Annotated in this window: 24 protein-coding genes; 18 read left to right on the top strand and 6 right to left on the bottom strand. The window is 69.0% G+C overall.

Going from position 1 to position 23,689, the window contains the following annotated elements; translation table 11 throughout:
- Positions 1-32 precede the first annotated feature (32 nt).
- The gene (locus WT24_RS07330; RefSeq protein WP_059791012.1) at positions 33-680 is read left to right on the top strand and encodes a glutathione S-transferase family protein; all 648 of its coding nucleotides are present in this window, start codon (positions 33-35) and stop codon (positions 678-680) included.
- A complete protein-coding gene (locus WT24_RS07325; protein ID WP_060032278.1) occupies positions 677-1,921 on the top strand; it encodes a multifunctional CCA addition/repair protein in 1,245 nt (414 codons plus the stop codon). The genes WT24_RS07330 and WT24_RS07325 overlap by 4 nt, the downstream gene beginning before the upstream one ends.
- A 38-nt stretch (positions 1,922-1,959) precedes the next feature.
- On the opposite strand, the gene WT24_RS07320 is transcribed toward WT24_RS07325, so the two are convergent.
- Complete coding sequence (locus tag WT24_RS07320) at positions 1,960-2,739, bottom strand: helix-turn-helix domain-containing protein (protein ID WP_060032275.1); 780 nt, start codon at positions 2,737-2,739, stop codon at positions 1,960-1,962.
- A 369-nt stretch (positions 2,740-3,108) separates the two neighbouring features.
- On the opposite strand from WT24_RS07320, the gene WT24_RS07315 reads away from it, so the two are divergent.
- A complete protein-coding gene (locus WT24_RS07315) occupies positions 3,109-4,959 on the top strand; it encodes a M24 family metallopeptidase (protein ID WP_060032272.1) in 1,851 nt (616 codons plus the stop codon).
- A 49-nt stretch (positions 4,960-5,008) separates the two neighbouring features.
- On the opposite strand, the gene WT24_RS07310 is transcribed toward WT24_RS07315, so the two are convergent.
- The 3 genes from WT24_RS07310 to flgA form a co-directional block, all read right to left on the bottom strand.
- The gene (locus WT24_RS07310; RefSeq protein ID WP_006477557.1) at positions 5,009-5,449 is read right to left on the bottom strand and encodes a flagella synthesis protein FlgN; all 441 of its coding nucleotides are present in this window, start codon (positions 5,447-5,449) and stop codon (positions 5,009-5,011) included.
- A 77-nt stretch (positions 5,450-5,526) separates the two neighbouring features.
- Entirely contained in the window at positions 5,527-5,856 is a 330-nt protein-coding gene (flgM, locus tag WT24_RS07305) for a flagellar biosynthesis anti-sigma factor FlgM (protein ID WP_059791006.1), read from the bottom strand.
- Between the two features lie 117 nt (positions 5,857-5,973).
- The gene (flgA, locus tag WT24_RS07300; RefSeq protein ID WP_060032269.1) at positions 5,974-7,248 is read right to left on the bottom strand and encodes a flagellar basal body P-ring formation chaperone FlgA; all 1,275 of its coding nucleotides are present in this window, start codon (positions 7,246-7,248) and stop codon (positions 5,974-5,976) included.
- Positions 7,249-7,453: 205 nt separating this feature from the next.
- Between flgA and flgB the strand changes: the two genes are divergently transcribed.
- The 13 genes from flgB (at position 7,454) to WT24_RS07235 (ending at position 20,912) form a co-directional block, all read left to right on the top strand.
- Entirely contained in the window at positions 7,454-7,942 is a 489-nt protein-coding gene (flgB, locus tag WT24_RS07295) for a flagellar basal body rod protein FlgB (protein WP_034208605.1), read from the top strand.
- A 40-nt stretch (positions 7,943-7,982) separates the two neighbouring features.
- A complete protein-coding gene (flgC, locus tag WT24_RS07290) occupies positions 7,983-8,408 on the top strand; it encodes a flagellar basal body rod protein FlgC (protein WP_006477560.1) in 426 nt (141 codons plus the stop codon).
- A gap of 67 nt (positions 8,409-8,475) precedes the next feature.
- A complete protein-coding gene (locus tag WT24_RS07285; protein WP_059500637.1) occupies positions 8,476-9,222 on the top strand; it encodes a flagellar hook assembly protein FlgD in 747 nt (248 codons plus the stop codon).
- 27 nt (positions 9,223-9,249) lie between these two features.
- Entirely contained in the window at positions 9,250-10,491 is a 1,242-nt protein-coding gene (flgE, locus tag WT24_RS07280; protein ID WP_060032266.1) for a flagellar hook protein FlgE, read from the top strand.
- A 19-nt stretch (positions 10,492-10,510) separates the two neighbouring features.
- Positions 10,511-11,269 (top strand): flagellar basal-body rod protein FlgF, encoded by a 759-nt coding sequence (flgF, locus tag WT24_RS07275; RefSeq protein WP_059500639.1) that lies wholly within the window; start codon positions 10,511-10,513, stop codon positions 11,267-11,269.
- A 35-nt stretch (positions 11,270-11,304) separates the two neighbouring features.
- Positions 11,305-12,093, top strand: a complete 789-nt coding sequence (flgG, locus tag WT24_RS07270) for a flagellar basal-body rod protein FlgG (protein WP_034208601.1) — start codon at positions 11,305-11,307, stop codon at positions 12,091-12,093.
- A gap of 21 nt (positions 12,094-12,114) precedes the next feature.
- Positions 12,115-12,804 carry a flagellar basal body L-ring protein FlgH gene (gene flgH, locus WT24_RS07265; RefSeq protein ID WP_034208600.1) on the top strand — a complete coding sequence of 230 codons (690 nt, stop codon included), beginning with the start codon at positions 12,115-12,117 and terminating at the stop codon, positions 12,802-12,804.
- A gap of 5 nt (positions 12,805-12,809) precedes the next feature.
- Positions 12,810-13,991 (top strand): flagellar basal body P-ring protein FlgI, encoded by a 1,182-nt coding sequence (locus WT24_RS07260; RefSeq protein ID WP_060032339.1) that lies wholly within the window; start codon positions 12,810-12,812, stop codon positions 13,989-13,991.
- Positions 13,992-14,975 (top strand): flagellar assembly peptidoglycan hydrolase FlgJ, encoded by a 984-nt coding sequence (gene flgJ / locus WT24_RS07255; RefSeq protein WP_059500641.1) that lies wholly within the window; start codon positions 13,992-13,994, stop codon positions 14,973-14,975.
- Between the two features lie 217 nt (positions 14,976-15,192).
- Positions 15,193-15,948 carry a flagellar brake protein gene (locus tag WT24_RS07250; protein WP_034208598.1) on the top strand — a complete coding sequence of 252 codons (756 nt, stop codon included), beginning with the start codon at positions 15,193-15,195 and terminating at the stop codon, positions 15,946-15,948.
- Positions 15,949-16,141: 193 nt separating this feature from the next.
- Positions 16,142-18,073 carry a flagellar hook-associated protein FlgK gene (gene flgK / locus WT24_RS07245; RefSeq protein ID WP_060032263.1) on the top strand — a complete coding sequence of 644 codons (1,932 nt, stop codon included), beginning with the start codon at positions 16,142-16,144 and terminating at the stop codon, positions 18,071-18,073.
- 16 nt (positions 18,074-18,089) lie between these two features.
- Positions 18,090-19,325 carry a flagellar hook-associated protein FlgL gene (flgL, locus tag WT24_RS07240; RefSeq protein WP_059500643.1) on the top strand — a complete coding sequence of 412 codons (1,236 nt, stop codon included), beginning with the start codon at positions 18,090-18,092 and terminating at the stop codon, positions 19,323-19,325.
- Between the two features lie 279 nt (positions 19,326-19,604).
- The gene (locus tag WT24_RS07235) at positions 19,605-20,912 is read left to right on the top strand and encodes a solute carrier family 23 protein (RefSeq protein WP_059500644.1); all 1,308 of its coding nucleotides are present in this window, start codon (positions 19,605-19,607) and stop codon (positions 20,910-20,912) included.
- 40 nt (positions 20,913-20,952) lie between these two features.
- On the opposite strand, the gene WT24_RS07230 is transcribed toward WT24_RS07235, so the two are convergent.
- On the bottom strand, positions 20,953-21,837 hold the full coding sequence (locus WT24_RS07230; protein WP_059790997.1) for a transcriptional regulator GcvA: 885 nt from the start codon (positions 21,835-21,837) through the stop codon (positions 20,953-20,955).
- 108 nt (positions 21,838-21,945) lie between these two features.
- Here WT24_RS07230 and WT24_RS07225 point away from each other — a divergent pair, with 108 nt between their 5' ends.
- The gene (locus tag WT24_RS07225; RefSeq protein WP_373557223.1) at positions 21,946-22,593 is read left to right on the top strand and encodes a chromate transporter; all 648 of its coding nucleotides are present in this window, start codon (positions 21,946-21,948) and stop codon (positions 22,591-22,593) included.
- Positions 22,590-23,117 (top strand): chromate transporter, encoded by a 528-nt coding sequence (locus WT24_RS07220; protein WP_053524657.1) that lies wholly within the window; start codon positions 22,590-22,592, stop codon positions 23,115-23,117. Before WT24_RS07225 ends, WT24_RS07220 begins: the two co-directional genes overlap by 4 nt.
- A gap of 71 nt (positions 23,118-23,188) precedes the next feature.
- Here WT24_RS07220 and WT24_RS07215 read toward each other — a convergent pair whose 3' ends face one another.
- Entirely contained in the window at positions 23,189-23,527 is a 339-nt protein-coding gene (locus WT24_RS07215; RefSeq protein ID WP_060032257.1) for a hypothetical protein, read from the bottom strand.
- Positions 23,528-23,689 lie beyond the last annotated feature (162 nt).

Raw genomic sequence — 23,689 nt, 5'->3', positions numbered from 1 at the left:
CTTTTCTTTTTTACGTTTTTCGGAACCCCATCATGAAGCTCGTCATCGGAGACAAGAACTACTCGTCGTGGTCGATGCGGCCGTGGCTGCTGCTCGCGCATTTCGGCATCCCGTTCGACGAGATCGTGGTCGAACTGCGCCGCGACGACTCGGCCGCGCGCATCCGCGAATACTCGCCAACCGGCAAGGTGCCGTGCCTGGTCGACGATCACGGCATGGCGATCTGGGATTCGCTCGCGATCGCCGAGACGCTCGCCGAGCGCTATCCGCAATTCCCGATGTGGCCGGCCGACCCGCTCGCGCGTGCGCATGCGCGCTGCGTATCCGCCGAGATGCATTCGGGTTTCGCGGCGCTGCGCACGCAGATGGGTATGAACATCCGCGCGTCGATGCCGGGGCGCGGCGCGACGCCCGAGGCGCTCGCCGACGTCGCGCGCATCGACGCGCTGTGGAGCGAATGCATCGAGGCATCGGGCGGCCCGTTCCTGTTCGGCGAATTCGGGATCGCCGATGCGATGTATGCGCCCGTCGTGATGCGCTTCAACACGTATGCGCCGGCGCTGTCGCCGGAAGCGGCCGGCTATGCGGCGCGCGTGACGGCGCTGCCGGCGGTGCAGCGCTGGATCGACGCCGCGCGCCGCGAAACCAACGTGATCGCCGACTACGAACCCCAGCCATGAACATCTACGCAGTAGGCGGAGCGATCCGCGACGAATTGCTCGGCGTGCCGGTGCAGGACCGCGACTACGTGGTGGTCGGCGCGACGCCCGAGCAGATGACCGCGCAGGGCTTCCGGCCGGTCGGCAAGGATTTCCCGGTGTTCCTGCATCCGCAGACGCAGGAGGAATACGCGCTGGCGCGTACCGAGCGCAAGACGGCGGCCGGCTATCACGGCTTCCAGTTCCATTACGCGCCGGACGTGACGCTCGACGAGGATCTCGCGCGGCGCGATCTGACGATCAACGCGATGGCGCGCGAAGTGAGCCCGGAGGGCGCGCTGGTCGGCCCGGTGATCGATCCGTTCGACGGGCAGGCCGACCTGCGCGCGCGCGTGTTCCGGCACGTGAGCGACGCGTTCGTCGAGGATCCGGTGCGGATCCTGCGCATTGCGCGCTTCGCCGCGCGGTTCGCGGATTTCACGGTCGCAAACGAAACGCTCGCGCTGATGCGGCGGATGGTCGACGCGGGCGAGGCCGACGCGCTCGTGCCCGAGCGCGTGTGGCAGGAAATCGCGCGCGGGCTGATGGAAGCGAAGCCGTCGCGGATGTTCGCGGTGCTGCGCGACTGCGGCGCGCTCGCGCGCATCCTGCCCGAGGTGAACGCGCTGTGGGGCGTGCCGCAGCGCGCCGATTACCACCCGGAAGTCGACACCGGCGTGCACGTGATGATGGTCGTCGACTACGCGGCGAAGCAGGGCTATTCGCTGGCGGTGCGGTTCGCGGCGCTCACGCACGACCTCGGCAAGGGGACGACGCCCGCGGACGTGCTGCCGCGCCACGTCGGCCACGAAAGCCGCAGCGTCGAGCTGCTCAAGCCGTTGTGCGAGCGGCTGCGCGTGCCGAACGAATGCCGCGATCTCGCGCTGGTGGTCGCGCGCGAGCACGGCAACCTGCATCGCGTGATGGAGATGGGCGCGGCCGCGCTGGTGCGGCTCTTCGAGCGCAGCGACGCGCTGCGCAAGCCGGCGCGCTTCGCCGAGCTGCTGCAGGCCTGCGAAGCGGATGCGCGCGGCCGGCTCGGGCTCGATGCGCAGCCGTATCCGCAGGCCGAGCGGCTGCGCGTCGCGCTCGCGGCGGCGCGTAGCGTCGACGCCGGCGCGATCGCGCGCGGCATCGGCGCCGACACGGAGAAGATCAAGGAAGCCGTGCATCGCGCGCGGATCCAGGCCGTCGCGCAGGCGCTCGCGATCGGCGACGAGTAGAGAGGAACAGCGCGCGCGGCGTGCGCGCCCGCCAGCGGTTACGGTTTCTTCGTGCGCTTCGACGTGGCGGCCGCCGGGCGCTTGCCGGCGGCGGCGCGCGGCTTCGCCGCCCCCTTCCTTTCGGCTGCGCCAACCGTGGACGGCCGCGCCGCGGCGGCGTCGCGCTCATCCCGTTCGGACGCCGGCGCACGGCGGCTCTCGCGCGACTTGCCGGGCTTCGACTGCCTGATTTCCGCCGTCGCGGACACGGATTCCGCCGAACTGTCGTCGAACAGCGGCAGCGTGCTGACGGTGATCAGCTCGGCCGGCCCGTCGCCGACATTGGCCACGCGATGCCGCTTGCGCGCGTCGAAGTGCAGCGAGTCGCCGGGCGCCAGCGGGTAATTCTTCTTGCCGACCGTGTAGCAGATGCGGCCGGCCAGCACGTACACGAATTCGTCGCCGCCGTGCGCGACCCATTCCGACCGGTAGCCTTCCATCATCTGCACCTTCAGTGCGTTGATCTGGCTGCCGTCGAACGTGGTGGAGAGCCGCTCGTACCACTGCGACGCGGCGTCGAGCGCATAGGGCTTGCGACTGCCCTCGTGCGAATCGGGCTGCGTCTGGCGCGGCTGCGCGATCAGCGTGCCGAGCGGCACGCCGAGCGCCTTCGCGACGTTGACGAGCGACGACAGCGAGATGCCCGTCAGATGGCGCTCGACTTGCGACAGGAACCCGACCGACAGTTTCGCCTCGGTCGCGACTTCCAGCAGCGTCTTCTTTGCTTCCCGGCGCAGGCGGCGAATGCGCTGGCCGATACGCATGAGGTCTGAATCCATGAATCTCTTTCGTGGCAACGAGTCGGGGCGCGGGCGCAGCGACGGGGCGGTCGCCGGGGCGGAGGCCGGCGCATTGTACCGCGTGGCATCGCCGGGCGAATCGGCGTTGTGCCGGGATCCGCAGGCTACGCGCCGATTTTAGTCCTACGAAAATTTTGGCTTGACCTCGATTTCGGCCTGCTCTAGATTCTGTCGCGCATCAAACAAAGTTAAGTGAGACGAAAATTTCCCGAGGGCGGGCCGCTGGAACCGTGGCGCGGCCCGGCCGCGCGTCGCGCCATGCGCGGGCCGCGGCGACGTGTGCGGGCGAGCAGGCGCGATGCCGCGACGCGCCGCCGCCCGCCGACAACAATGAATAACGGGCATCCGATGATCGATCGACTGAAATACAGCTTTTCCGGCCTTCCCCCGTACGACGCGTCCGTCGCCGAGACCCAGGCCGGCCTGTCGCGCCTGCTCGATGCCGCGCGACTCGACGCGGTGCTGATCACGTCGCAGGACGAATACGTGACCGAGTACCTGCCGCGCAGCAACAACCCGCGCTACGCGGTGTCCGGCTTCGACGGCTCGGCCGGCTGCGGGATCTTCCTGAGCGCGGCGACCGCGCAGGCGCTCGGCGTGCCGCCGTTCGTGCTGTTCGTCGACGGCCGCTATCACTTCCAGGCCGACGAGCAGTGCGATCCGGCGCGCGTGCGGGTGGAGAAGCTCGGCATCGACGTGACGATCTGGCAGGCGATGGCCGACTGGCTGGTCGTGCACGCGAGCCGGCTCGCGCGGGTCGGCTACGACGCGCGACGGATCAGCGTCGCGCAGCGCAACCGGCTGTTCGATGAGACGCAGGCCGCGTCGCTCGACTGGGCGAGCCTCGCCGATCGCGAGATCGATCGCGCGATCGCGCTGCCGGGCTGGAACGTCGAGCGGCCGATCTTCGAGATCCCGGCAACGGTGACCGGCCTGAGCGTCGCGCAAAACCTCGACGCGCTGAACCGCCGGCTCGCCGCGCATACCGGCGCGGCCGACGGCAGGACGGCGTTCTTCACCTGCGCATCGGACGATCTCGCGTATCTGCTGAACAGCCGCGGCTATCACATCCCGAATGCGTCGTCGCACCTCGGCTTCCTGTTCGCGATCGGCGACCAGGTGGCGCTGTTTTTGCCGGAAGGCTGCGACCGCTGCGAGGTCGCGCTCGCTTCGTATCCGGCGCTGCACGTGATCCGGCGCGACGTCGCGGCGCTCGAGCGCTTCCTCGCGCAGTTCGCGGTCGAGCACGTGTGCTATGGCTTCGAATCGGTGAACTGCGCGCTCGTCGACGCGGTGAAGCGGGTGTGGCCGCACGCGCGGCACGCCGATTTCAACCCGGTCGAGGCGATGCGTGCGAGCAAGACGCCGGCGGTGCTCGAGCGCTTTCGCGACGCGTTCGCGCGCAGCTCCGCGGCGATCGCCGAAACGATGCGCTGGGCGAAGACCGGCGAGCCGGGCGTGCGTCACACCGAGTACGATCTCGCACGCACGATCAACGACGCGTACGGCGCACGCTCGGCGGTCGCGCTGTCGTTTCCGTCGATCGCGGCGAATGGCGCGAACAGCGCCTTCGCGCATTACACGGCGGCGAGCGCCGACGTCGAGCTGACCGAAGGCGAACTCGTGCTGCTCGACAGCGGCGCGTATTACGAAGCCGGCTTCGCGACGGACTGCACGCGCGTGGTGCTGCGCCGCACGCGGCCGGACACGGTCGCGCAGCCGTGGCAGCGCGAGATTTACACGGTCGCGCTGAAGGCCTGCATCAAGGGGCTCGTCGCGCGCTTTCCGGCCGCCGCGACGGGCGGCGACGTCGATGCGCTGGTGCGGCAGGTGTGTCGCGATCATGGCTACGATTTCGGCCACGGCACCGGGCACGGCGTCGGGATTCACGTACACGAGGGCGGCGTGCGATTCGCGCCGGGCGCCCGGTACGGGCTGGTGCCGAATGCGGTGATTTCGGTCGAGCCGGGCATCTACCTGCCGGGCAAGGGCGGCGTGCGGATCGAGAACATCGTGATCGTGCGGCCGGACGACGCGCAGCCGGGCACCGTGACGTTCGAGAACATCGTGACGGTCGGCTACGACTGGGATCTGATCGATCTCGACCTGCTGGACGACGCCGAGCGTGCGTATCTGCGCGACTACGAGCGGCTGTGCGTGGAGCGCGGCACGCAGGTCACTGCGTGTCCGCTGTTGTAACGACGGGCAAGGCAGGGGCGCGGCCGCCGGGCGGCCGTGCGGCGCGACGTCAGCGCGTCAGTGCCGAGACGCGTCCGTCGGGGCCGTACACGCCGGCCGGCGCGGGCGCCGAGCGCAGCACCGCGAGCGCGCGCTCGTTGTAGTCCATCCGGATCCGGATCAGCATCCCGTTGTTCGCATTGGCCTGGCGCGCGCGTTCGGCGGCCTGTTGCAGCAGTTGCCAGCGGCTCGCGAGGCGCGCATCGCGTTCGGCCGCCTGGTCCATGCCTTTCTTGCCGGCCGGAAAGCCGAGCGCGGAAAGTTGCGTGTCGCGCGTGCGTTCGAGCTGCGCGAGCCGGTCGATCAGCGCGCTTTTCTTCTCGACGATCCCGGGCAGCATCTCGAGCGGCTCGGCCGTCGTCAGCGCCTTTTCCTCGTAGACGAGCAGGGACGCGAACGCTTCGACCGTCGCGTGTTCGTCGTTGACCGTGGCCAGCAGCTCTTCTCTCATCGCGTCATGCTCGTCACGCCGGTGCGTGCAGTGCTGCGCGCGCCGGCAAACCGGGTGAACCGGCCACGAGGCCGGGATTAGCTGCCCTGCGGGCGCTGCTGCTGCAGCAGTTCGCGGGCGGTGTTCAATACGCCGTCGGCAATCTTGTTCGCGTCGATCGTCAGCGTGCCGTCGTTCAGCGCGTCCTTGATCGACTGGACCAGGCCCGTGTCGATATCGGCGTCGCCCGACGCGGATATCGAACGCAGCTGGCCCGACAGACCCGACAGGTTCACGGTCGTGTCGCCGCCGGTCGATCCTGCGTCGGCTGCCTGCCCGGACGACTGGGCCGTGCCGGACTGCGCACGGGCCGCGCCGGTACCGGTCGGCGCGAGGGGGCTCGGTTTCGGAGTGGAATCGATCTTCACGATGGGTTTCCTGTACGGTTTGACCCAGATAACGGCCGGGTCGGCCCGAACTTTAGCATCGCGAGCCCGAAATGCTCCGAATAAACAATTCTTTACATTCTTGCGGCCGATCCGTCCCTACAGCGGGATTTCCACGGTGCCGGCGTCCTTGACGATCGCCGTGACGATCTGCCCGGCCGCCATCCGCACCCGCACCGACTGGCCCGGCGCCGCATTCGCGAGCGCGCTGCCCTCGGCCGAAATCGTGAAGCCGGGGCCGGTCGCGACGACCCGCACCGTCTGGCCGGCCGACACCGATGCCGCGCTCTTCAGCATGTCCTGCCGCAGCGGCAGCCCGGCCGAGATGCGTGCGAGCGCGGTCGCGCCGATCGCCTGCGCCGGATCGGTGATCACCGCGAGCGGCAGCACCGTCAGGTCGCCGTCGCGCGCGACCAGGTCGGCCGCGGACAGCGGCTCGCCGGGCGCGATCTGGCGCGCGGCGACGTAATAGGTGGCCTGCACGGCGACCTTCGCCTGCAGATAGACGGTCCACGGCCGCTCGCCGGCGCAGCGCACGCCGACCGTCGTGCGGCCCCACAGGCGCGCGCCGGTCGGCAGGAACGGTTCGAGCGTCGTGCACGCGGCGAGCCCGCGTGGAAAGGCGGTCGTGACGGTCGCGGTGGTCTTGCCGGGCAGGCCGGCGATCTGCTGCTGCAGGAATGCGAGCGCCGCGCGCCGGATCGTTTCGGGGTCTTGCCGGCCGGGCGGCGTCGGCTGTGCCGCGGGCTCGGCCGACGCCCGCGCACGCGGGGCCGGCGCGGATGAAGCGGCGCGCGCCGCGGCGATACGGGCGGCAAGCGCCTGCCGGGGATTCGACGCGGCTTCGGCGGCACCGGTGCCGGCAACGACGGTCGCGACGCCGCCGGGATCGACAGCGCGCGGCGCGCCGTAAGCGGCATTTGCGGCATTCGCGCGGGCTGCTGCGTAGACGGGGCGTGGTGCTGGCGCCGGTACCGGTGCAGGTGCCGGAACGCTCGTCACCCCCATCGATCCGGCCGGCTGCGCCGTGTAGCCGTTGGCGGCCATGCCGACGGCGCCGGGCATGCCCGAAGCGCCGCCAGCGGCTGCACCGGCCGTGCCGACCATGCCGCCGGCACCGCCCGCCGCGACACCCGCCGCACCACCCATGGCCGCATCCGCGCCCGTACCCGCTTTCCCGCCGAACTGCCCGCCGCTCGCCGCATTCGCATGCGCGAGCGCGGTCTCTGCCGTCTCGCCGCGGCCGGGAATCACGATCATCCCGTCGTCCGCGTGCGCGGCCGGCACCGTGGCCCACAGCGCCGCGGCGAGCGCGAGCGCACGGCGCAGGCGCGTGCCGCGTCCGGCGTATTCGCGAAATGCGCTGCGTGCCATCGCCGTGTCCTCGAAGCCGTTGATCCGCTTCGCATTCTAGGGAGCGGGGGCGGCGCGCAAACGATGAATAGAGGGGGGCTTTGCCGCGTTATTCGTCCGATTGCCGGTTGCGTCCCGCGCCTACCATCGCTGTCATGGAAAAAAGCCTCTCGGGTCGCCATCCGGCGCGAGGGGCGTGCAGCGCTTCATACGGAGAGACGCACACATGCTGGACAAACTCGATGCGGAATTCGCGTTCGGCCGACAGGCGCTCGACGTGCGCGCGTACCGGCAGGAACTGCTGTCGTCGAACATCGCGAACGCCGACACGCCCGGCTACCAGGCCCGCGACGTCGATTTCGCGTCGACGCTCGCGCGCTCGCTGAAGCAGGCGAGCGGCGGTCTGGCGCCGAGCAATGCCGCGCAATTGCCGATGGCGCAGCCGGCCGGCGTGACGAGCGGCATGTCGATGGTGTCGACGGCGCCGGGCCACATGGCCGGCACCGCGAAGCTGATCCCGACCGGCGGCCCGTCGGACGACTACGGCCGCGCGCAATACCGGATGCCGTTGCAGCCGTCGCTCGACGGCAACACGGTCGATCTCGACGTCGAGCGCGTGCAGTTCGCGAACAACGCGCTGCACTACGAAACCGGGATGACCGTGATGACCCAGCAGATCAAGGCGATGATCGCCGCGATCACGACGAACTCGTAAGCGCCGTTTCCGAATCCGGACCCCAGCACAAGGAGCTTCCATGCCTTCGTTGATGAATATCTTCGGCGTCGCCGGTTCGGCGCTGTCCGCACAATCGCAGCGCCTGAACGTCACCGCGTCGAACCTCGCGAACGCCGACAGCGCGACCGGCCCCGACGGCAAGCCGTACAAGGCCAAGCAGGTCGTGTTCGCGACCGATCCGCTCGGCGGCGCGCGCACCGCGTCCGGCCAGGGCGTGGGCGGCGTGCGCGTGACCAAGGTGATGGACGACCCGTCGCCGATGAAATCGACGTACGACCCGGCGAACCCGGCCGCCGACGCGAACGGCTACGTGCAGATGCCGAACGTCGATCCGGTGCAGGAGATGGTGAACATGATCTCGGCGTCGCGCTCGTACCAGGCCAACGTCGAGACGCTGAACACAGCGAAGACGCTGATGCTCAAGACGCTGACGATCGGCTCGTAAGCCGCGCGCCGCCCGACCTTTCCATACCGAGACCCGGACCGACAGTTCCGACACAAGGCCACCCAGGATGACTTCCTCCAACACGACGATCGGCGGCAACGGCACCAGCGTGTCGACGCTGCCGACCGACACGATGAACACCAACAACGTGTCGTCGACCAACGGCACGTCGGCGAGCGACCTGCAGGCGACGTTCCTGAAGCTGCTCGTCACGCAGCTGCAGAACCAGGATCCGACGAGCCCGGTGGACAGCTCGCAGATGACGTCGCAGCTCGCGCAGATCAACACGGTGAGCGGCATCGCGCAACTGAACACGTCGCTCACGTCGCTGTCGACGCAACTCGCGGCCGGCCAGCAGACGCAGGCCGCGCTGCTGATCGGCACGAACGTGCTCGCGCCGGGCAACGGCGTCACGGTGAAGAGCGGCGCGGCGTCGCCGTTCGGCGTGTCGCTCACGAGCAGCGTGTCGAACCTGACGATCACCGTGAAGAACTCGGCGGGCGCCGTCGTGAACACGATCAACGCGGGCGCGCAGTCGGCCGGCACCGTGCCGTTCAACTGGACGCCGACCGACGCGGCCGGCAACGCGCTGCCGGACGGCAACTACACGGTCAGCGCGCAGTACACCGGCACCGACGGCAAGACCTACGCGCCGACCGTGCTGGCCGCCTCGCAGGTGCAGAGCGTGATCAAGCAGGCGGACGGCACCGCGGGGCTGGTGCTGTCGAACGGCACGACGGTGGGGCTCACCCAGGTTGCGTCGATCTTCCCGAACACCCGGTCGTCCTCGTCCGGCGACACCACCACCAACTGATCGAGCTTTCTCGTAACGGAGACCGAAATGGGTTATCAACAGGGTCTGAGCGGCCTCGCCGGCGCATCGAACGCGCTCGACGTGATCGGCAACAACATCGCGAACGCGAACACGGTCGGCTTCAAGTCGAGCACCGCGCAGTTCGCCGACATGTACGCGAACTCGGTCGCGACGTCGGTCAACACGCAGATCGGCATCGGCACGACGCTGAACTCGGTGCAGCAGCAGTTCGGCCAGGGCACGATCAATACGACGAACTCGTCGCTCGACGTCGCGATCAACGGCAACGGCTTCTTCCAGATGTCGAACAACGGCGTGACGACGTACTCGCGCGACGGCACGTTCCAGCGCGACAAGAACGGCTACATCGTCAACGCGCAGGGCATGAACCTGATGGGGTACATGGCCGACAAGAACGGCGTGATCAACACCGCGCAGACCGTGCCGCTGCAGGCGCCGACCACCAACATCGCGCCCACCGCCACGACCAGGATCAACGGGCAGTTCAACCTGAACTCGCAGGATACGGTGCCGGCCAAGACGCCGTTCAGCGCGACCGACAACACGACGTACAACTACTCGACGTCGATCCAGGTGTACGACTCGCTCGGCGGTTCGCAGGCGGTCAACATGTATTTCGTGAAGTCGGCGGCGGGCACGTGGGAAGCGTACGCGGGCGTGCAGGGCGGCACGACGACCGATCTCGGCACGATCACGTTCAATTCGGCGGGGGCGATCTCGAGCACGACGACCGGCACGCCGGCCACGCCGACCGCATCGCTCGGCCAGTTCCAGTTCACCGTGCCGAACACCGACGGCTCGGCGACGCCGCAACAGCTCACGCTCGACCTGACCGGCACGACGCAGTACGGCGGCAAGGACGGCGTGAACAACCTCGCGCAGGACGGCTACGCGAGCGGCACGCTGACGACCTACTCGATCGGCACCGACGGCAAGCTGACCGGCAACTACTCGAACGGCCAGACCGCCGTGCTCGGCCAGATCGCGCTCGCGAACTTCAACAACCCGAACGGGCTCGTGAACCTCGGCGGCAACCAGTACGCGGAATCCGCCGCGTCGGGCGTGCCGCAGATCTCGGCGCCGGGCAGCACGAACCACGGCACGCTGCAGGGCAGCGCGCTCGAGAACTCGAACGTCGACCTCACGTCGCAGCTCGTCAACCTGATCACCGCGCAGCGCAACTACCAGGCGAACGCGCAGACGATCAAGACGCAGCAGACCGTCGACCAGACGCTCATCAACCTGTAAGCGCGGATAACCGGCAGCCATGGACCGACTGATCTATACGGCGATGACGGGCGCGTCGCAGTCGCTCGACCAGCAGGCGATCGTCGCGAACAATCTCGCGAACGCGTCGACGACGGGTTTTCGCGCGCAGCTCGCGACGTATCGCGCGGTGCCGATGAATTTCGGCGACGGCAGCAACATCGACCCGGCGACGACGCGCACCTACGTGCTGTCGTCCACGCCCGGCGCCGATTACGCGCCGGGCCCGATCACGCGCACCGGCAATCCGCTCGACGTCGCCGTGCAGGGCCCCGGCTGGCTGTCGGTGCAGACGGCCGACGGCAGCGAGGCGTACACGCGCGCCGGCAACCTGCACGTCGACGAAAACGGCCAGCTCGTCAACGCGAGCAACCTGCCGGTGGTCGGCAACGGCGGCCCGATCTCGGTGCCGCCGAACGCGGAAGTGACGATCGGCAAGGACGGCACGGTGTCCGCGCTGATGCCGGGCGACCCGCCGACGGCGGTCGCGATCGTCGACCAGCTGAAGCTCGTCAATCCCGATCCGGCCACGCTCACGCGCGGCAACGACGGGTTGTTCCGCACCGCCGACGGCAATCCGGCCGACGTCGACCCGAACGTGGTCGTCACGCCGAATTCGCTCGAAGGCAGCAACGTGAATCCGGTGACCGCGATGGTCGCGATGATCGACAACGCGCGCGCGTTCCAGCTTCAGTCGAAGCTGATCCAGACCGCCGACCAGAACGAGCAGACGGCGAACCAGCTGCTCAACTTCAGCTGAGCGGCCAGGCCGTAGCTACCAGGAGAAGATTCAACATGAACCGTTCGCTCTACATCGCCGCCACCGGCATGAATGCGCAGCAGGCGCAGATGGACGTGATTTCGAACAACCTCGCGAACACCAGCACGAACGGCTTCAAGGCGTCGCGCGCGGTGTTCGAGGATCTGCTGTACCAGACCATCCGCCAGCCCGGCGCGAATTCGACGCAGCAGACCGAGCTGCCGTCGGGCCTGCAGCTCGGCACCGGCGTGCAGCAGGTCGCGACCGAGCGCCTGTACACGCAAGGCGGCCTCACGCAGACCGGCAACTCGAAGGACGTCGCGATCAACGGCGCGGGTTTCTTCCAGGTGCTGATGCCGGACGGCACCAACGCGTACACGCGCGACGGCTCGTTCCAGACCAACGCGCAGGGCCAGCTCGTCACGTCGAGCGGCTACCAGGTACTGCCGGCGATCACCGTGCCGCAGAACGCGCAGTCGCTGACGATCGGCAAGGACGGCGTCGTGTCGGTCACGCAGCCGGGCTCGAACAACGCGGTCCAGATCGGCTCGCTGCAGATCGCGACCTTCATCAACCCGGCCGGCCTCGAGGCGAAGGGCGAGAACCTGTTCGCGGAAACGACGTCGTCGGGCGCGCCGAACGTGTCGCAGCCGGGGCTGAACGGCGCGGGCGTGCTCAACCAGGGCTACGTCGAGGCGTCGAACGTGAACGTCGTGCAGGAACTCGTCAACATGATCCAGACCCAGCGTGCCTACGAGATCAACAGCAAGGCCGTGACGACGTCCGACCAGATGCTGCAGACCGTCACGCAGATGAAGAGCTAACCGGAACGTCCCGTCGTCGCCATGAAGCAGGTTCGCCTCCCCTCGTCAGCCACCGTCCGCGCCGCCTGCGCGGTCGCGGTGGCGGCGCTCGCCGGTTGCGCGCAGATCCCGCGCGATCCGATCATCCAGCAGCCGATGACGGCGCAGCCGCCGATGCCGATGTCGATGCAGGCGCCCGGCTCGATCTACAACCCCGGCTACGCGGGGCGGCCGCTGTTCGAGGATCAGCGGCCGCGCAACGTCGGCGACATCCTGACGATCATGATCGCGGAGAACATCAACGCGACCAAGTCGTCGGGCGCGAACACGAACCGGCAGGGCAACACCGACTTCAACGTGCCGACGGCCGGCTTCCTCGGCGGGCTGTTCGCGAAGGCGAACCTGTCGGCCACCGGCGCGAACAAGTTCGCGGCCACCGGCGGCGCGAGCGCGGCGAACACGTTCAACGGCACGATCACGGTGACCGTCACCAACGTGCTGCCGAACGGCAACCTCGTGGTGAGCGGCGAGAAGCAGATGCTGATCAACCAGGGCAACGAATTCGTGCGCTTCTCGGGGGTCGTCAACCCGAACACGATCTCGGGCGCGAACTCCGTCTATTCGACGCAGGTCGCCGACGCGAAGATCGAATACTCGTCGAAGGGCTACATCAACGAAGCCGAGACGATGGGCTGGCTGCAGCGGTTCTTCCTCAACATCGCGCCGTGGTGACGACGATGCAGACGACCCTGTTCAGCCGCCTGTCGGCCCGCGCGCAGACGGCCGCGCGGCTCGCCGTCGCGTTCGCGGCCGTGGCTGCCTGCATGCTCGGCGCCGCGCCCGCGCAGGCGGAACGCCTGAAGGATCTCGCGCAGATCCAGGGCGTGCGCGACAACCCGCTGATCGGCTATGGCCTCGTCGTCGGCCTCGACGGCACGGGCGACCAGACGATGCAGACGCCGTTTACGACGCAGACGCTCGCGAACATGCTCGCGAACCTCGGCATCTCGATCAACAACGGTTCGGCCAACGGCGGCCCGTCGTCGCTGAACAACATGCAGTTGAAGAACGTCGCGGCGGTGATGGTGACGGCCACGCTGCCGCCGTTCGCGCGGCCGGGCGAGGCGCTCGACGTGACCGTGTCGTCGCTCGGCAACGCGAAGAGCCTGCGCGGCGGCACGCTGCTGCTCACGCCGCTGAAGGGCGCGGACGGCCAGGTGTACGCGCTTGCGCAGGGCAACATGGCGGTCGGCGGCGCGGGGGCCAGCGCGAACGGCAGCCGCGTGCAGGTGAACCAGCTCGCGGCCGGCCGGATCGTCGGCGGCGCGATCGTCGAGCGCGCGGTGCCGAACGCGGTCGCGCAGATGAACGGCATGCTGCAACTGCAGCTGAACGACATGGATTACGGCACCGCGCAGCGGATCGTGTCCGCGGTCAATTCGAGCTTCGGCCCGGGCACCGCGACGGCGCTCGACGGCCGCACGATCCAGCTCGCGGCGCCGGCCGACTCCGCGCAGCAGGTCGCGTTCATGGCGCGGCTGCAGAACCTCGACGTGAGCCCGGACAAGGCCGCCGCGAAGGTGATCCTGAACGCGCGCACCGGCTCGATCGTGATGAACCAGATGGTCACGCTGCAAAGCTGCGCGGTCGCGCACGGCAACCTGTCGGTGGTCGTCAACACGCAGCCGGTGGTGTCGCAGCCGGGGCCGTTCTCGAACGGGCAGACGGTGGTGGCGCAGCAGTCGCAGATCCAGCTCAAGCAGGACAACGGCGCGCTGAAGATGGTGACGGCCGGCGCGAATCTCGCCGACGTCGTGAAGGCGCTGAACACGCTCGGCGCGACGCCCGCGGACCTGATGTCGATCCTGCAGGCGATGAAGGCGGCCGGCGCGCTGCGCGCCGATCTGGAGATCATCTAAATGGCAGCCACGCTCCCCAACGCAAACGACCTCACGCAGCGCTTCGCGCTCGACGTGCAGGGTTTCGATGCGCTGCGCGCGCAGGCGAAGCAGTCGCCGCAGGCCGGCGCGAAGGCGGTGGCCGGCCAGTTCGACGCGATGTTCACGCAGATGATGCTCAAGAGCATGCGCGACGCGTCGCCCGACGGCGGGCTGTTCGATTCGCATACGTCGAAGATGTACACGTCGATGCTCGACCAGCAGCTCGCGCAGCAGATGTCGACGCGCGGAATCGGCGTCGCCGACGCGCTGATGAAGCAGCTGCTTCGCAATGCGGGCGCCGGCGCGGGCAGCGACACGGCGGCCGACGTCGGCGCGGGCGGCCTGGGCGCGGGCGGCCTCGGCTCGGCCGGCAACGAAGGCAGCCTCGCCGCGATGAACGCGATGGCGAAGGCGTATGCGAACGCGGCGAACAACGGCGGGCTCGCCGGCGCGCGCGGCTATTCGGCCGGCAGCGCGCTGACGCCGCCGCTGAAGGGCGCGAGCGGCGTGCAGGACGCGGATGCGTTCGTCGACCGGCTCGCGGCCCCCGCGCAGGCGGCCAGTGCGACGACCGGCATCCCGGCGCGTTTCATCGTCGGGCAGGCCGCGCTCGAATCGGGCTGGGGTAAGCGCGAGATCCGCGCGGCGGACGGCTCGACCAGCTACAACGTGTTCGGCATCAAGGCGAACAAGGGGTGGACCGGCCGCACCGTGTCGGCGCTGACCACCGAATACGTGAACGGCACGCCGCGCCGCGTGGTCGCGAAATTCCGCGCGTACGACTCGTACGAGCACGCGATGACCGATTACGCGAACCTGCTGAAGAACAATCCGCGCTACGCGGGCGTGCTGAGCGCGAGCCGCAGCGTCGAAGGCTTCGCGCACGGCATGCAGAAGGCCGGCTACGCAACCGACCCCAATTACGCGAAGAAGCTGATCTCGATCATGCAGCAGATCGGCTGACGGGCTCGCCCGCCACCGGTTCGCCCTTTCGGACCGCGCCCGGCACCCCGCCGCGCGCGGTTTCAACGTTTGCGCGAAATAAATCGCCGTTTCGATCTAAACTTTCGGTCAGCACTGCCGCTAAGTGTGAGAGACCTGCGACCGGGCCCCCGTTCTGGCCCGGTTTTATCGCGCACCGGTTGCCCCGGGCGCCCATGACAAGAAAGACCGGCTAGCCATGAATATCGAAACGTCGACGGACCCCAGCCTGGATGCAGGCCACTCCGGGCCCGACTATGCCCGCCGCAATCCGCTGGAAATCGGCGTGCAGCTGCGCAACCTCGTGAATCGCGGCGATTTCCTGACCGTCCAGTACCCGGGCGGCCAGCTCGTCACGCGCCTGCTCGAGGTCGACGTCGGCGCGCGGACGTTCACGTTCGACTGGGGCGCGCTGTCCGAGCAGAACGCCGGCATCCTCGGCGCGTCGCACTGCACGTTCGCGGCTGCGCCGGAGGGCGTGCGCGTCGAATTCGCCACGGGCACGCCGCGCGAAACGCGCTACGAAGGGTTGCCCGCGTTCGTCGCCGATTTCCCCGACGTGCTGGTCTGCATCCAGCGCCGCGAGTATTTCCGCGTCGACGCGCCGATCGTCGATCCGTTCCTGTGCCGCGGCAAGCTGCCGGACGGCGAAAGCTTCCTGTTCGAGGTGCACAACCTGTCGCTCGGTGGCGTGGGGCTGCGCACGGCCGACGAGCGCGTCGAGGCGCTCGAGGTCGGCACGCTGCTGCCGGACGTCGAGCTCGAGCTGACCGGCCACGGCAAGCTGTCGCTCGACCTGCAACTGGTGTCGCAGCGTTCGACGCAGATGCCGAACGGGTCGCGGCGCTACCAGCTCGGCTTTCGCTACATGTCGCTGCCGGGCAGCGCGGAGAACACGCTGCAGCGGCTGATCACGCAGCTCGAAATGAAGCGCCGCTCGCTCGCGCGGGCCTGACGCGCAGTTGGCGGGCGGCCCCGCACGGGCCGCTCGCACGGCGCGGCCGGCGGGCTCGCCGGCCGCCTCGACCGGCGCCGCACGCCCGTGCGTCGCGCGTGCATTTTTTCCTCAATTTTCTCGATCCGCGGCCGTTATACCGGGAGTCACGCAACCCGGCGGCCGCAGCGCGGCCGGCTCATCAGGATCGCGCATGTCCAACACACTCATGAACCTCGGCGTCAGCGGCTTGAATGCCGCGCTCTGGGGCCTCACGACGACCGGCCAGAACATCAGCAACGCCGCGACGCCGGGCTATTCGGTCGAACGCCCCGTCTATGCCGAGGCAAGCGGGCAGTACACCAGCAGCGGCTACATGCCGCAGGGCGTGAACACCGTCACCGTGCAGCGGCAGTACAGCCAGTACCTGAGCGACCAGCTGAACGGCGCGCAGACGCAGGGCGGCGCGCTGTCGACGTGGTACTCGCTCGTCACGCAGCTGAACAACTACATCGGCAGCCCGACGGCCGGCATCTCGACCGCGATCACGAGCTACTTCACCGGCATGCAGAACGTCGCGAACAGCGCGTCCGACTCGTCGGTGCGGCAGACCGCGATGAGCAATGCGCAGACGCTCGCGAACCAGATCACGGCGGCCGGCCAGCAGTACGACGCGCTGCGCCAGAGCGTGAACACGCAGCTCACGAGCACCGTCACGCAGATCAACGCGTACACCGCGCAGATCGCGCAACTGAACCAGCAGATCGCCGCGGCGAGCAGCCAGGGCCAGCCGCCGAACCAGCTGATGGACCAGCGCGACCTCGCGGTGTCGAACCTGTCGAATCTCGCGGGCGTGCAGGTGGTGCGCAACAGCGACGGCTACAGCGTGTTCATGTCGGGCGGCACGCCGCTCGTCGTCGCGGACAAGAGCTACCAGCTCGCGACCGTCACGTCGCCGTCCGATCCGAGCGAGCTGACCGTCGTGTCGCAGGGCATCGCCGGCGCGAACCCGCCGGGGCCGAACCAGTTCCTGTCCGACGCGTCGCTGTCGGGCGGCACGCTCGGCGGCCTGCTCGCGTTCCGCAGCCAGACGCTCGACCCGGCCGAGGCCCAGCTCGGCGCGATCGCGACCAGCTTCGCCGCGCAGGTCAACGCGCAGAACGCGCTCGGCATCGACCTGTCGGGCAAGGTGGGCGGCAACCTGTTTTCGACCGGCGCGCCGATCACCTACGCGAACCAGGGCAATACCGGCAACGCGGCGCTGTCCGTGTCGTTCGCGAACGCGGCGCAGCCGACCACCAGCGACTACACGCTTGCGTACGACGGCACGAACTACACGCTGACCGACCGCGCGAGCGGCACGGTGGTCGGCACGTCGACGTCGATGCCGGCATCGATCGGCGGCCTGAACTTCTCGTTCTCGTCCGGCTCGATGAGCGCCGGCGACAAGTTCACCGTGCAGCCGACGCGCGGCGCGCTGAACGGCTTCGGCCTCGCGACGTCGAACGGCTCCGCGATCGCGGCGGCCGCGCCGTACGTGCCGTCGGCCACGACGACCAACACCGGCAACGGCACGATCGGCGGGCTGTCGGTCACGAGCGCGACGGCCGCGGCCAACGCGCACAACTACACGATCACGATGGGCGGCACCGCGGCCGCGCCGACCTATACGGTCACCGACAACACGGCCGTGCCGCCGACGACCAGCGCCGCGCAGCCGTACCAGTCCGGCTCGCCGATCACGCTGACGGCGGGTGTCACGGTCACGGTATCGGGCACGCCGGCGGTGGGCGACACGTTCAAGGTCGCGCCGAACACGGGCGGCACGAACGACGGAAGCAACGCGCTCGCGCTGTCGAAGCTCGTCAACTCGAAGGCGTTCGGCAACGGCTCGACCACGTTGACGGGCGCGTACGCGAACTACGTGAACGGCATCGGCAACACGGCGAGCCAGCTGAAGTCGTCGAGCGCCGCGCAGACCGCGCTGGTCGGCCAGATCACGCAGGCGCAGCAGTCGGTGTCGGGTGTGAACCAGAACGAGGAAGCGGCCAACCTGATGCAGTACCAGCAGCTCTACCAGGCGAACGCGAAGGTGATCCAGACCGCGTCGACGCTGTTCCAGACCGTGCTCGGCCTGTTCAACTAATTTCGGAACCGAAGCGATGCGGATTTCCACTGCGCAGTTCTACCAGATGAACGTCGCTCAAATGAGCGACCAGCAGGCGCAGCTCTCGCAGCTGTACCAGCAGATCTCCAGCGGCGTGAGCCTCGCGACGCCGGCCGACAATCCGCTCGGCGCGGCGCAGGCCGTGCAGCTGTCGATGACGTCGGCGACGCTGTCGCAGTACGCGTCGAACCAGAACGCCGCGCTGTCGTCGCTGCAGAAGGAAGACCAGACGCTCATCAGCGTCAACAACCTGCTGAACAGCATTCACACGGTCGTGATCCAGGCCGGCGACGGCTCGCTGTCGGACAGCGATCGTTCCGCGCTGTCGACGCAACTGCAGGGCTATCGCGACCAGTTGCTGACGCTCGCGAACTCGACCGACGGCGCGGGCAACTACCTGTTCGCCGGCTTCAAGACGGCCACTGCGCCGTTCTCGAACGCGCCGGGCGGCGGCGTGACCTACAGCGGCGACACCGGCTCGCGCGAGGTGCAGATCGCCGACACGCGTTCGATCGCACAGGGCGACAACGGCGCGAACGTGTTCCTGTCGGTGCCGATGCTCGGCAGCCAGCCGGTGCCGCTCGCCGGCGCGGGCAACACGGGCACGGGCACGATCGGCGGCGTGACGATCACGAGCCCGTCGGCCGCGACCAACGCGCACCAGTTCACGATCGCGTTCGGCGGCACGGCCGCGGCGCCCACGTACACGGTGACCGACAACACCGTCGTGCCGCCGACCACGACCCCCGCGCAGCCGTATTCGGACGGCGCCGGGATCGCGCTCGGCAACGGCCTGTCGGTGCCCGTGTCGGGCAAGCCGGCGCCGGGCGACACGTTCACGGTCACGCCCGCGCCGCAGGCCGGCACCGACGTGTTCGCGGCGCTCGACACGATGATCGCCGCGCTGAAGGTGCCGATCAGCAGCAACACGGCCGCCGCGACCGCGCTCGCGAACGCGATGACCACCGGCACGACGAAGCTGAACAACATGATGACGAACGTCCTCACCGTGCAGGCGTCGGTGGGCGGCCGCGAGCAGGAAATCAAGGCGATGCAGGCCGTGAACCAGACCAACACGCTGCAGGTCAGCAGCAACCTGGCCGACCTCACGAGCACCAACATGGTCGCGACGATCAGCCAGTTCCTGCAGATGCAGAACGCGCTGACGGGCTCGCAGAAGGCGTACGCGCAGTTGCAGAACCTGTCGCTGTTCCAGTACATCAACCCCTGATGCACGATACGCCGGCTGCGATGTGAGCGCACGCTTACCTCGCCGCCGGCGCTGGCCGCCCCGCGCGCATCGCGCCCGGGCGGGCACTTCGCCGGGCCGCGCGGTCGCGCGCCGGTTCTCTCGCGCGGCCGGACGTTTGCGCACCTTGCTGCACCGCTTGCCGATTCCGCGTACCGGTTCGCTTGCCAGCCCCATTTCCGCTCCGTAAACTCGCGCCAGATTCCAGACCGGCGCATCCCTGGCAGCCGGCGACCGACGACCGACAGGAGCGCTTTCCCCATGTCCGATTCCTACTTCCCGCGCTGGCGGGTCCGACCGACCGGCGCGGCCTCGCGCGTGGTCGGCCCCGACGAGCGCCTCGCGTGGCCGCAGATGGTCGCGATGGGCGTGCAGCACGTCGTCGCGATGTTCGGCTCGACCGTGCTCGCGCCGCTGCTGATGGGCTTCGACCCGAACCTGTGCATCTTCATGTCGGGCATCGGCACGCTGCTCTTCTTCGTGCTGGTGGGCGGCCGCGTGCCGAGCTATCTCGGCTCGAGCTTCGCGTTCATCGGCCTCGTGATCGCGGTGACGGGCTACGGCGGCAGCGGGCCGAACCCGAACATTCCGGTCGCGCTCGGCGGGATCGTCGCGTGCGGCGTCGTGTACGTCGCGCTCGGCGCGCTGGTGCAGGCGATCGGCACGCGCTGGATCGAGACGCTGATGCCGCCCGTCGTGACCGGCGCGGTGGTTGCGGTGATCGGGCTGAACCTCGCGCCGATCGCGGTCAAGGGCGTGTCGGGCTCGACCTTCGAATCGGTGATGGCGCTCGTCACGGTGCTGTGCGTCGGCGGCGTCGCGGTGTTCGCGCGCGGGATGATGCAACGCCTGCTGATCCTGGTCGGGCTCGCGATCGCCTACGTGATCTACGCGATCGCGACCAACGGGATGGGCCTCGGCAAGCCGATCGATTTCGCGATCGTCGCGCAGGCCGCGTGGTTCGGCGTGCCGAGCTTCCGCGCGCCGGTGTTCGATCCGCACGCGATGCTGATGCTCGCGCCGATCGCGGTGATCCTGGTCGCGGAGAACCTCGGCCACATCAAGGCCGTCAGCGCGATGACGGGCACCAACCTCGACCGCTACGTCGGCCGCGCGTTCATCGGCGACGGGCTCGCGACGATCGTGTCGGGCAGCGTCGGCGGCACGGGCGTGACCACGTACGCGGAGAACATCGGCGTGATGGCCGTCACGCGGATCTATTCGACGCTGGTGTTCGCGCTCGCCGCGCTGATCGCGATCGGGCTCGGCTTCTCGCCGAAGTTCGGCGCGGTGATCCAGACGATTCCCGGCCCCGTGCTCGGCGGCGTGTCGATCGTCGTGTTCGGGCTGATCGCGGTGACGGGCGCGCGGATCTGGGTCGTCAACAAGGTCGACTTCTCCGACAATCGTAACCTGATCGTCGCGGCCGTCACGCTGGTGCTCGGCGCCGGCGACTTCTCGCTGAAGATCGGCGGCTTCGGGCTCGGCGGGATCGGCACCGCGACCTTCGGCGCGATCATCCTGTACGCGATCCTGCGCAAGGAAAAGGAACCGGGGCCGGTGGTGTGATTCGACAGCGGGCGGTGCAATGCCGCCCGCCCGCGCGCCTTCATGCGCCGGTATTCGACTGCCCCTGCAGCCACGCACAGAATTGCGCGACGAGCGGATCGTCGGCCGGCGCGCCCGGCGTGATCCACCAGTAGCTGCGCGTCGCGATGCGTGGCCCGTCGAGCGGCATCACCAGGCGCCCGCTCGCGAGCTCGTCGTCGATCAGCGGCAACGGGCCGAGCGCGACGCCGAGCCCGTCGACGGCCGCCTGCAGCGCCAGGTAGAAGTGGTCGAACGACTGCCGCTTGCGCCCCTTCATCGCGACGCCGGCCGCCGCGAACCAGTCGCGCCAGCCTTCCGGCCGCGTATCCGAATGCAGCAGCACGTGCCGCGCGAGATCGTCCGCGCGGCTGATCGGCGCGCGCTTGAGCAGTGCCGGACTGCACACCGGAATCACGCTTTCGTCGAGGAAGTGGCCGCTCGTGCAGTTCGGCCAGTGGCCGGGGCCGCGGCGGATCGCGACGTCGAAGCCGTTCAGCGTGTCGAGCGGCGCGTTCGACGTCGACAGCTTCAGCTCGACGTTCGGCACGTCGCGCTGGAACCGCGACAGCCGCGGCAGCAGCCATTTCATCGCGAAGGTCGGCAGCGCGTTGATGCGCAGCACGCGCGCCGCGCCGGTGTTGCGCAATTGCTCGGTCGCGTGCGCGATGCTGTCGAACGCCGCGCGCACGGTGTCCAGGTAGCGGCGGCCTTCGTCGGTGAGCTTCACGCGCTTGCCGTAGCGGTGGAACACCGGCTTGCCGAGCCACGCCTCGAACCCGGCAATCTGCCGGCTGATGGCACCGTGAGTCACATGCAGCTCGTCGCCGGCGGCGCTGAAGCTTTCATGTCGTGCCGCGGCTTCAAAGGCCCGAAGCGCGGAAAAGGGCGGGAGATCGCGTGCCATGCTTGTGATTCTAGATCACAAGGGCGCGCCGATAAAATCGTTTTGCCGGAATCCCGAACGGCGGTAACCTCGATTCATCGTTTGATGAGGAGCCCCATGCAATCCGCTTTGCCGCCTGCCTCCCCGCCGCCTGCCGCATCTTCGCGCGGCGTCGGCCTCGCCGAGCTGTTCACAGGTTTCCTGTCGCTCGGCCTGATGTCGTTCGGCGGCGCGTTGCCGTTCGCGCGGCGCACGATCGTCGACGAGCGCAAGTGGCTCTCCGCCGACGAATTCACCGATCTGCTCGGCCTGTGCCAGTTCCTCCCCGGCGGCAACGTGATCAATCTGTCGGTCGCCGTCGGCATGCGCTTTCGCGGCGTCGCCGGCGCGTTCGCCGGCATTCTCGGGCTGATCGCGGGCCCGACGCTCGTCGTCGTCGCGCTCGGCGTGCTGTACGCGAAGACCCAGAGCGATCCGCGCGTGCAGCACCTGTTCGCGGGGCTCGCCGCCGCGGCGGCCGGCCTGCTCGTCGCGATGGCCGTGAAGGTGGCGAAGCCGCTGCTCCGGGCGCCGCGCACGGCCGCTGCGATTGCGGTCGTCGCGTTCGTCGCGATCGCGGTGCTGCGCATGCCGCTGCTGACCACGATGCTCGTGTTGACGCCCGTCAGCATCTGGCTCGCGTCGCGCCGCCGCGACGCGGGCACGCCGCGGCCGGCGCCGGCCGCCGCGCCCGGCACGTCCGACTCGCCCGACTCGCAACGGAAGGGCCGGCCATGAGCGACACGCTGATCGCCATCGCGACGATCTTCAGCCAGTTGTCGCTGCTCGCGTTCGGCGGCGGCAACACGATCCTGCCGGAAATGCAGCGGCAGGTCGTCGACGTGCATCACTGGATGAGCGCGCACGAGTTCACCGCGCTGTTCGCGCTGGCCCAGGCGGCGCCGGGGCCGAACATGATGATCGTGTCGCTGGTCGGCTGGCACGTGGCCGGCTGGGCCGGGCTGCTCGTCGCGTCGCTCGCGAAGTTCGGGCCGTCGTCGATCGTCACCGTGCTCGTGCTGCATGCGTGGGAGCGCTTTCGCGACCGGCCGTGGCGCCGCTACGTGCAGCAGGGGATGATGCCGGTGACGGCCGGGCTCGTCGCGGCGAGCGCGGTGCTGATTTCCGAGGCGTCGAACCGCACCGCGATCCAGTGGGGCATCACGGCCGCGTGCGCGGTGCTGGCATGGCGCACGCGCATCCATCCGCTGTGGCTGCTCGCGGGCGGCGCGCTGATCGGGCTCACGGGCATCGGGCAGTGAGCGGCTTATCGTGTCGCTCGCCGCAACCCGCAACCCGCAACCCGCAACCCGCAACCCGCTGTGGCCGCAGGCTACCGCGATGCGGGCAGGTCACGATTCACGAGGCCGAGCAGTCGGCCGCGTTCGCTGCCGACGTCGTCCGTCGGGGCCGGCCAGTCGATCACGAACCCCGCGTCGAGCTCGTCGCGCATGATCGTGCCGTAATCGGCCTTCGCAAGCCTGCCGCCGCGCAACGCGTCGGCCACCTCGTGCTTCAGCTTCGGCGTGAACGACGGATACGCGGCCACCAGCGCCGCATACTGGCGCGCATCGATCTCGCCCGATTCGCGGTTGAACGTCCAGACGGCCACCAGCACGATCGCGGCGAACGGGATGACCGTGTAGCGCAGGAAGAACTTCGCGGGTGTCATTCGAAGGCTCGGTGAAGAAAGGCGGCGCGGCGCGCGTGGCGCAGCCGGCGCCGGTCGGCCCGGTATACTCGGCCGGTCTTGCGGCGGCGGGAATCGCGCGGTCGGCACGCTTCGGCCGGCTGCGATGCGCGGCGCTCGCCCGTCCCCCGACGGCAAACATTA

The sequence above is a fragment of the Burkholderia sp. MSMB1078WGS genome (assembly GCF_001528895.1).
Classification (GTDB): Bacteria; Pseudomonadota; Gammaproteobacteria; order Burkholderiales; family Burkholderiaceae; genus Burkholderia.
The sequence above is the reverse complement of the archived record's forward strand: the minus strand, read 5'-3'. Positions and strand labels throughout refer to the sequence as shown.

What these genes read in the sequence shown, in the direction of transcription:
- WT24_RS07330 (WP_059791012.1), top strand. Translation starts at nt 33, where the DNA reads ATGAAGCTCGTCATCGGAGACAAGAACTACTCGTCGTGGTCGATGCGG.
- WT24_RS07325 (WP_060032278.1), top strand. Translation starts at nt 677, where the DNA reads ATGAACATCTACGCAGTAGGCGGAGCGATCCGCGACGAATTGCTCGGC.
- WT24_RS07320 (WP_060032275.1), bottom strand. Translation starts at nt 2,739, where the DNA reads ATGGATTCAGACCTCATGCGTATCGGCCAGCGCATTCGCCGCCTGCGC.
- WT24_RS07315 (WP_060032272.1), top strand. Translation starts at nt 3,109, where the DNA reads ATGATCGATCGACTGAAATACAGCTTTTCCGGCCTTCCCCCGTACGAC.
- WT24_RS07310 (WP_006477557.1), bottom strand. Translation starts at nt 5,449, where the DNA reads ATGAGAGAAGAGCTGCTGGCCACGGTCAACGACGAACACGCGACGGTC.
- flgA (WP_060032269.1), bottom strand. Translation starts at nt 7,248, where the DNA reads ATGGCACGCAGCGCATTTCGCGAATACGCCGGACGCGGCACGCGCCTG.
- flgB (WP_034208605.1), top strand. Translation starts at nt 7,454, where the DNA reads ATGCTGGACAAACTCGATGCGGAATTCGCGTTCGGCCGACAGGCGCTC.
- flgC (WP_006477560.1), top strand. Translation starts at nt 7,983, where the DNA reads ATGCCTTCGTTGATGAATATCTTCGGCGTCGCCGGTTCGGCGCTGTCC.
- WT24_RS07285 (WP_059500637.1), top strand. Translation starts at nt 8,476, where the DNA reads ATGACTTCCTCCAACACGACGATCGGCGGCAACGGCACCAGCGTGTCG.
- flgE (WP_060032266.1), top strand. Translation starts at nt 9,250, where the DNA reads ATGGGTTATCAACAGGGTCTGAGCGGCCTCGCCGGCGCATCGAACGCG.
- flgF (WP_059500639.1), top strand. Translation starts at nt 10,511, where the DNA reads ATGGACCGACTGATCTATACGGCGATGACGGGCGCGTCGCAGTCGCTC.
- flgG (WP_034208601.1), top strand. Translation starts at nt 11,305, where the DNA reads ATGAACCGTTCGCTCTACATCGCCGCCACCGGCATGAATGCGCAGCAG.
- flgH (WP_034208600.1), top strand. Translation starts at nt 12,115, where the DNA reads ATGAAGCAGGTTCGCCTCCCCTCGTCAGCCACCGTCCGCGCCGCCTGC.
- WT24_RS07260 (WP_060032339.1), top strand. Translation starts at nt 12,810, where the DNA reads ATGCAGACGACCCTGTTCAGCCGCCTGTCGGCCCGCGCGCAGACGGCC.
- flgJ (WP_059500641.1), top strand. Translation starts at nt 13,992, where the DNA reads ATGGCAGCCACGCTCCCCAACGCAAACGACCTCACGCAGCGCTTCGCG.
- WT24_RS07250 (WP_034208598.1), top strand. Translation starts at nt 15,193, where the DNA reads ATGAATATCGAAACGTCGACGGACCCCAGCCTGGATGCAGGCCACTCC.
- flgK (WP_060032263.1), top strand. Translation starts at nt 16,142, where the DNA reads ATGTCCAACACACTCATGAACCTCGGCGTCAGCGGCTTGAATGCCGCG.
- flgL (WP_059500643.1), top strand. Translation starts at nt 18,090, where the DNA reads ATGCGGATTTCCACTGCGCAGTTCTACCAGATGAACGTCGCTCAAATG.
- WT24_RS07235 (WP_059500644.1), top strand. Translation starts at nt 19,605, where the DNA reads ATGTCCGATTCCTACTTCCCGCGCTGGCGGGTCCGACCGACCGGCGCG.
- WT24_RS07230 (WP_059790997.1), bottom strand. Translation starts at nt 21,837, where the DNA reads ATGGCACGCGATCTCCCGCCCTTTTCCGCGCTTCGGGCCTTTGAAGCC.
- WT24_RS07220 (WP_053524657.1), top strand. Translation starts at nt 22,590, where the DNA reads ATGAGCGACACGCTGATCGCCATCGCGACGATCTTCAGCCAGTTGTCG.
- WT24_RS07215 (WP_060032257.1), bottom strand. Translation starts at nt 23,527, where the DNA reads ATGACACCCGCGAAGTTCTTCCTGCGCTACACGGTCATCCCGTTCGCC.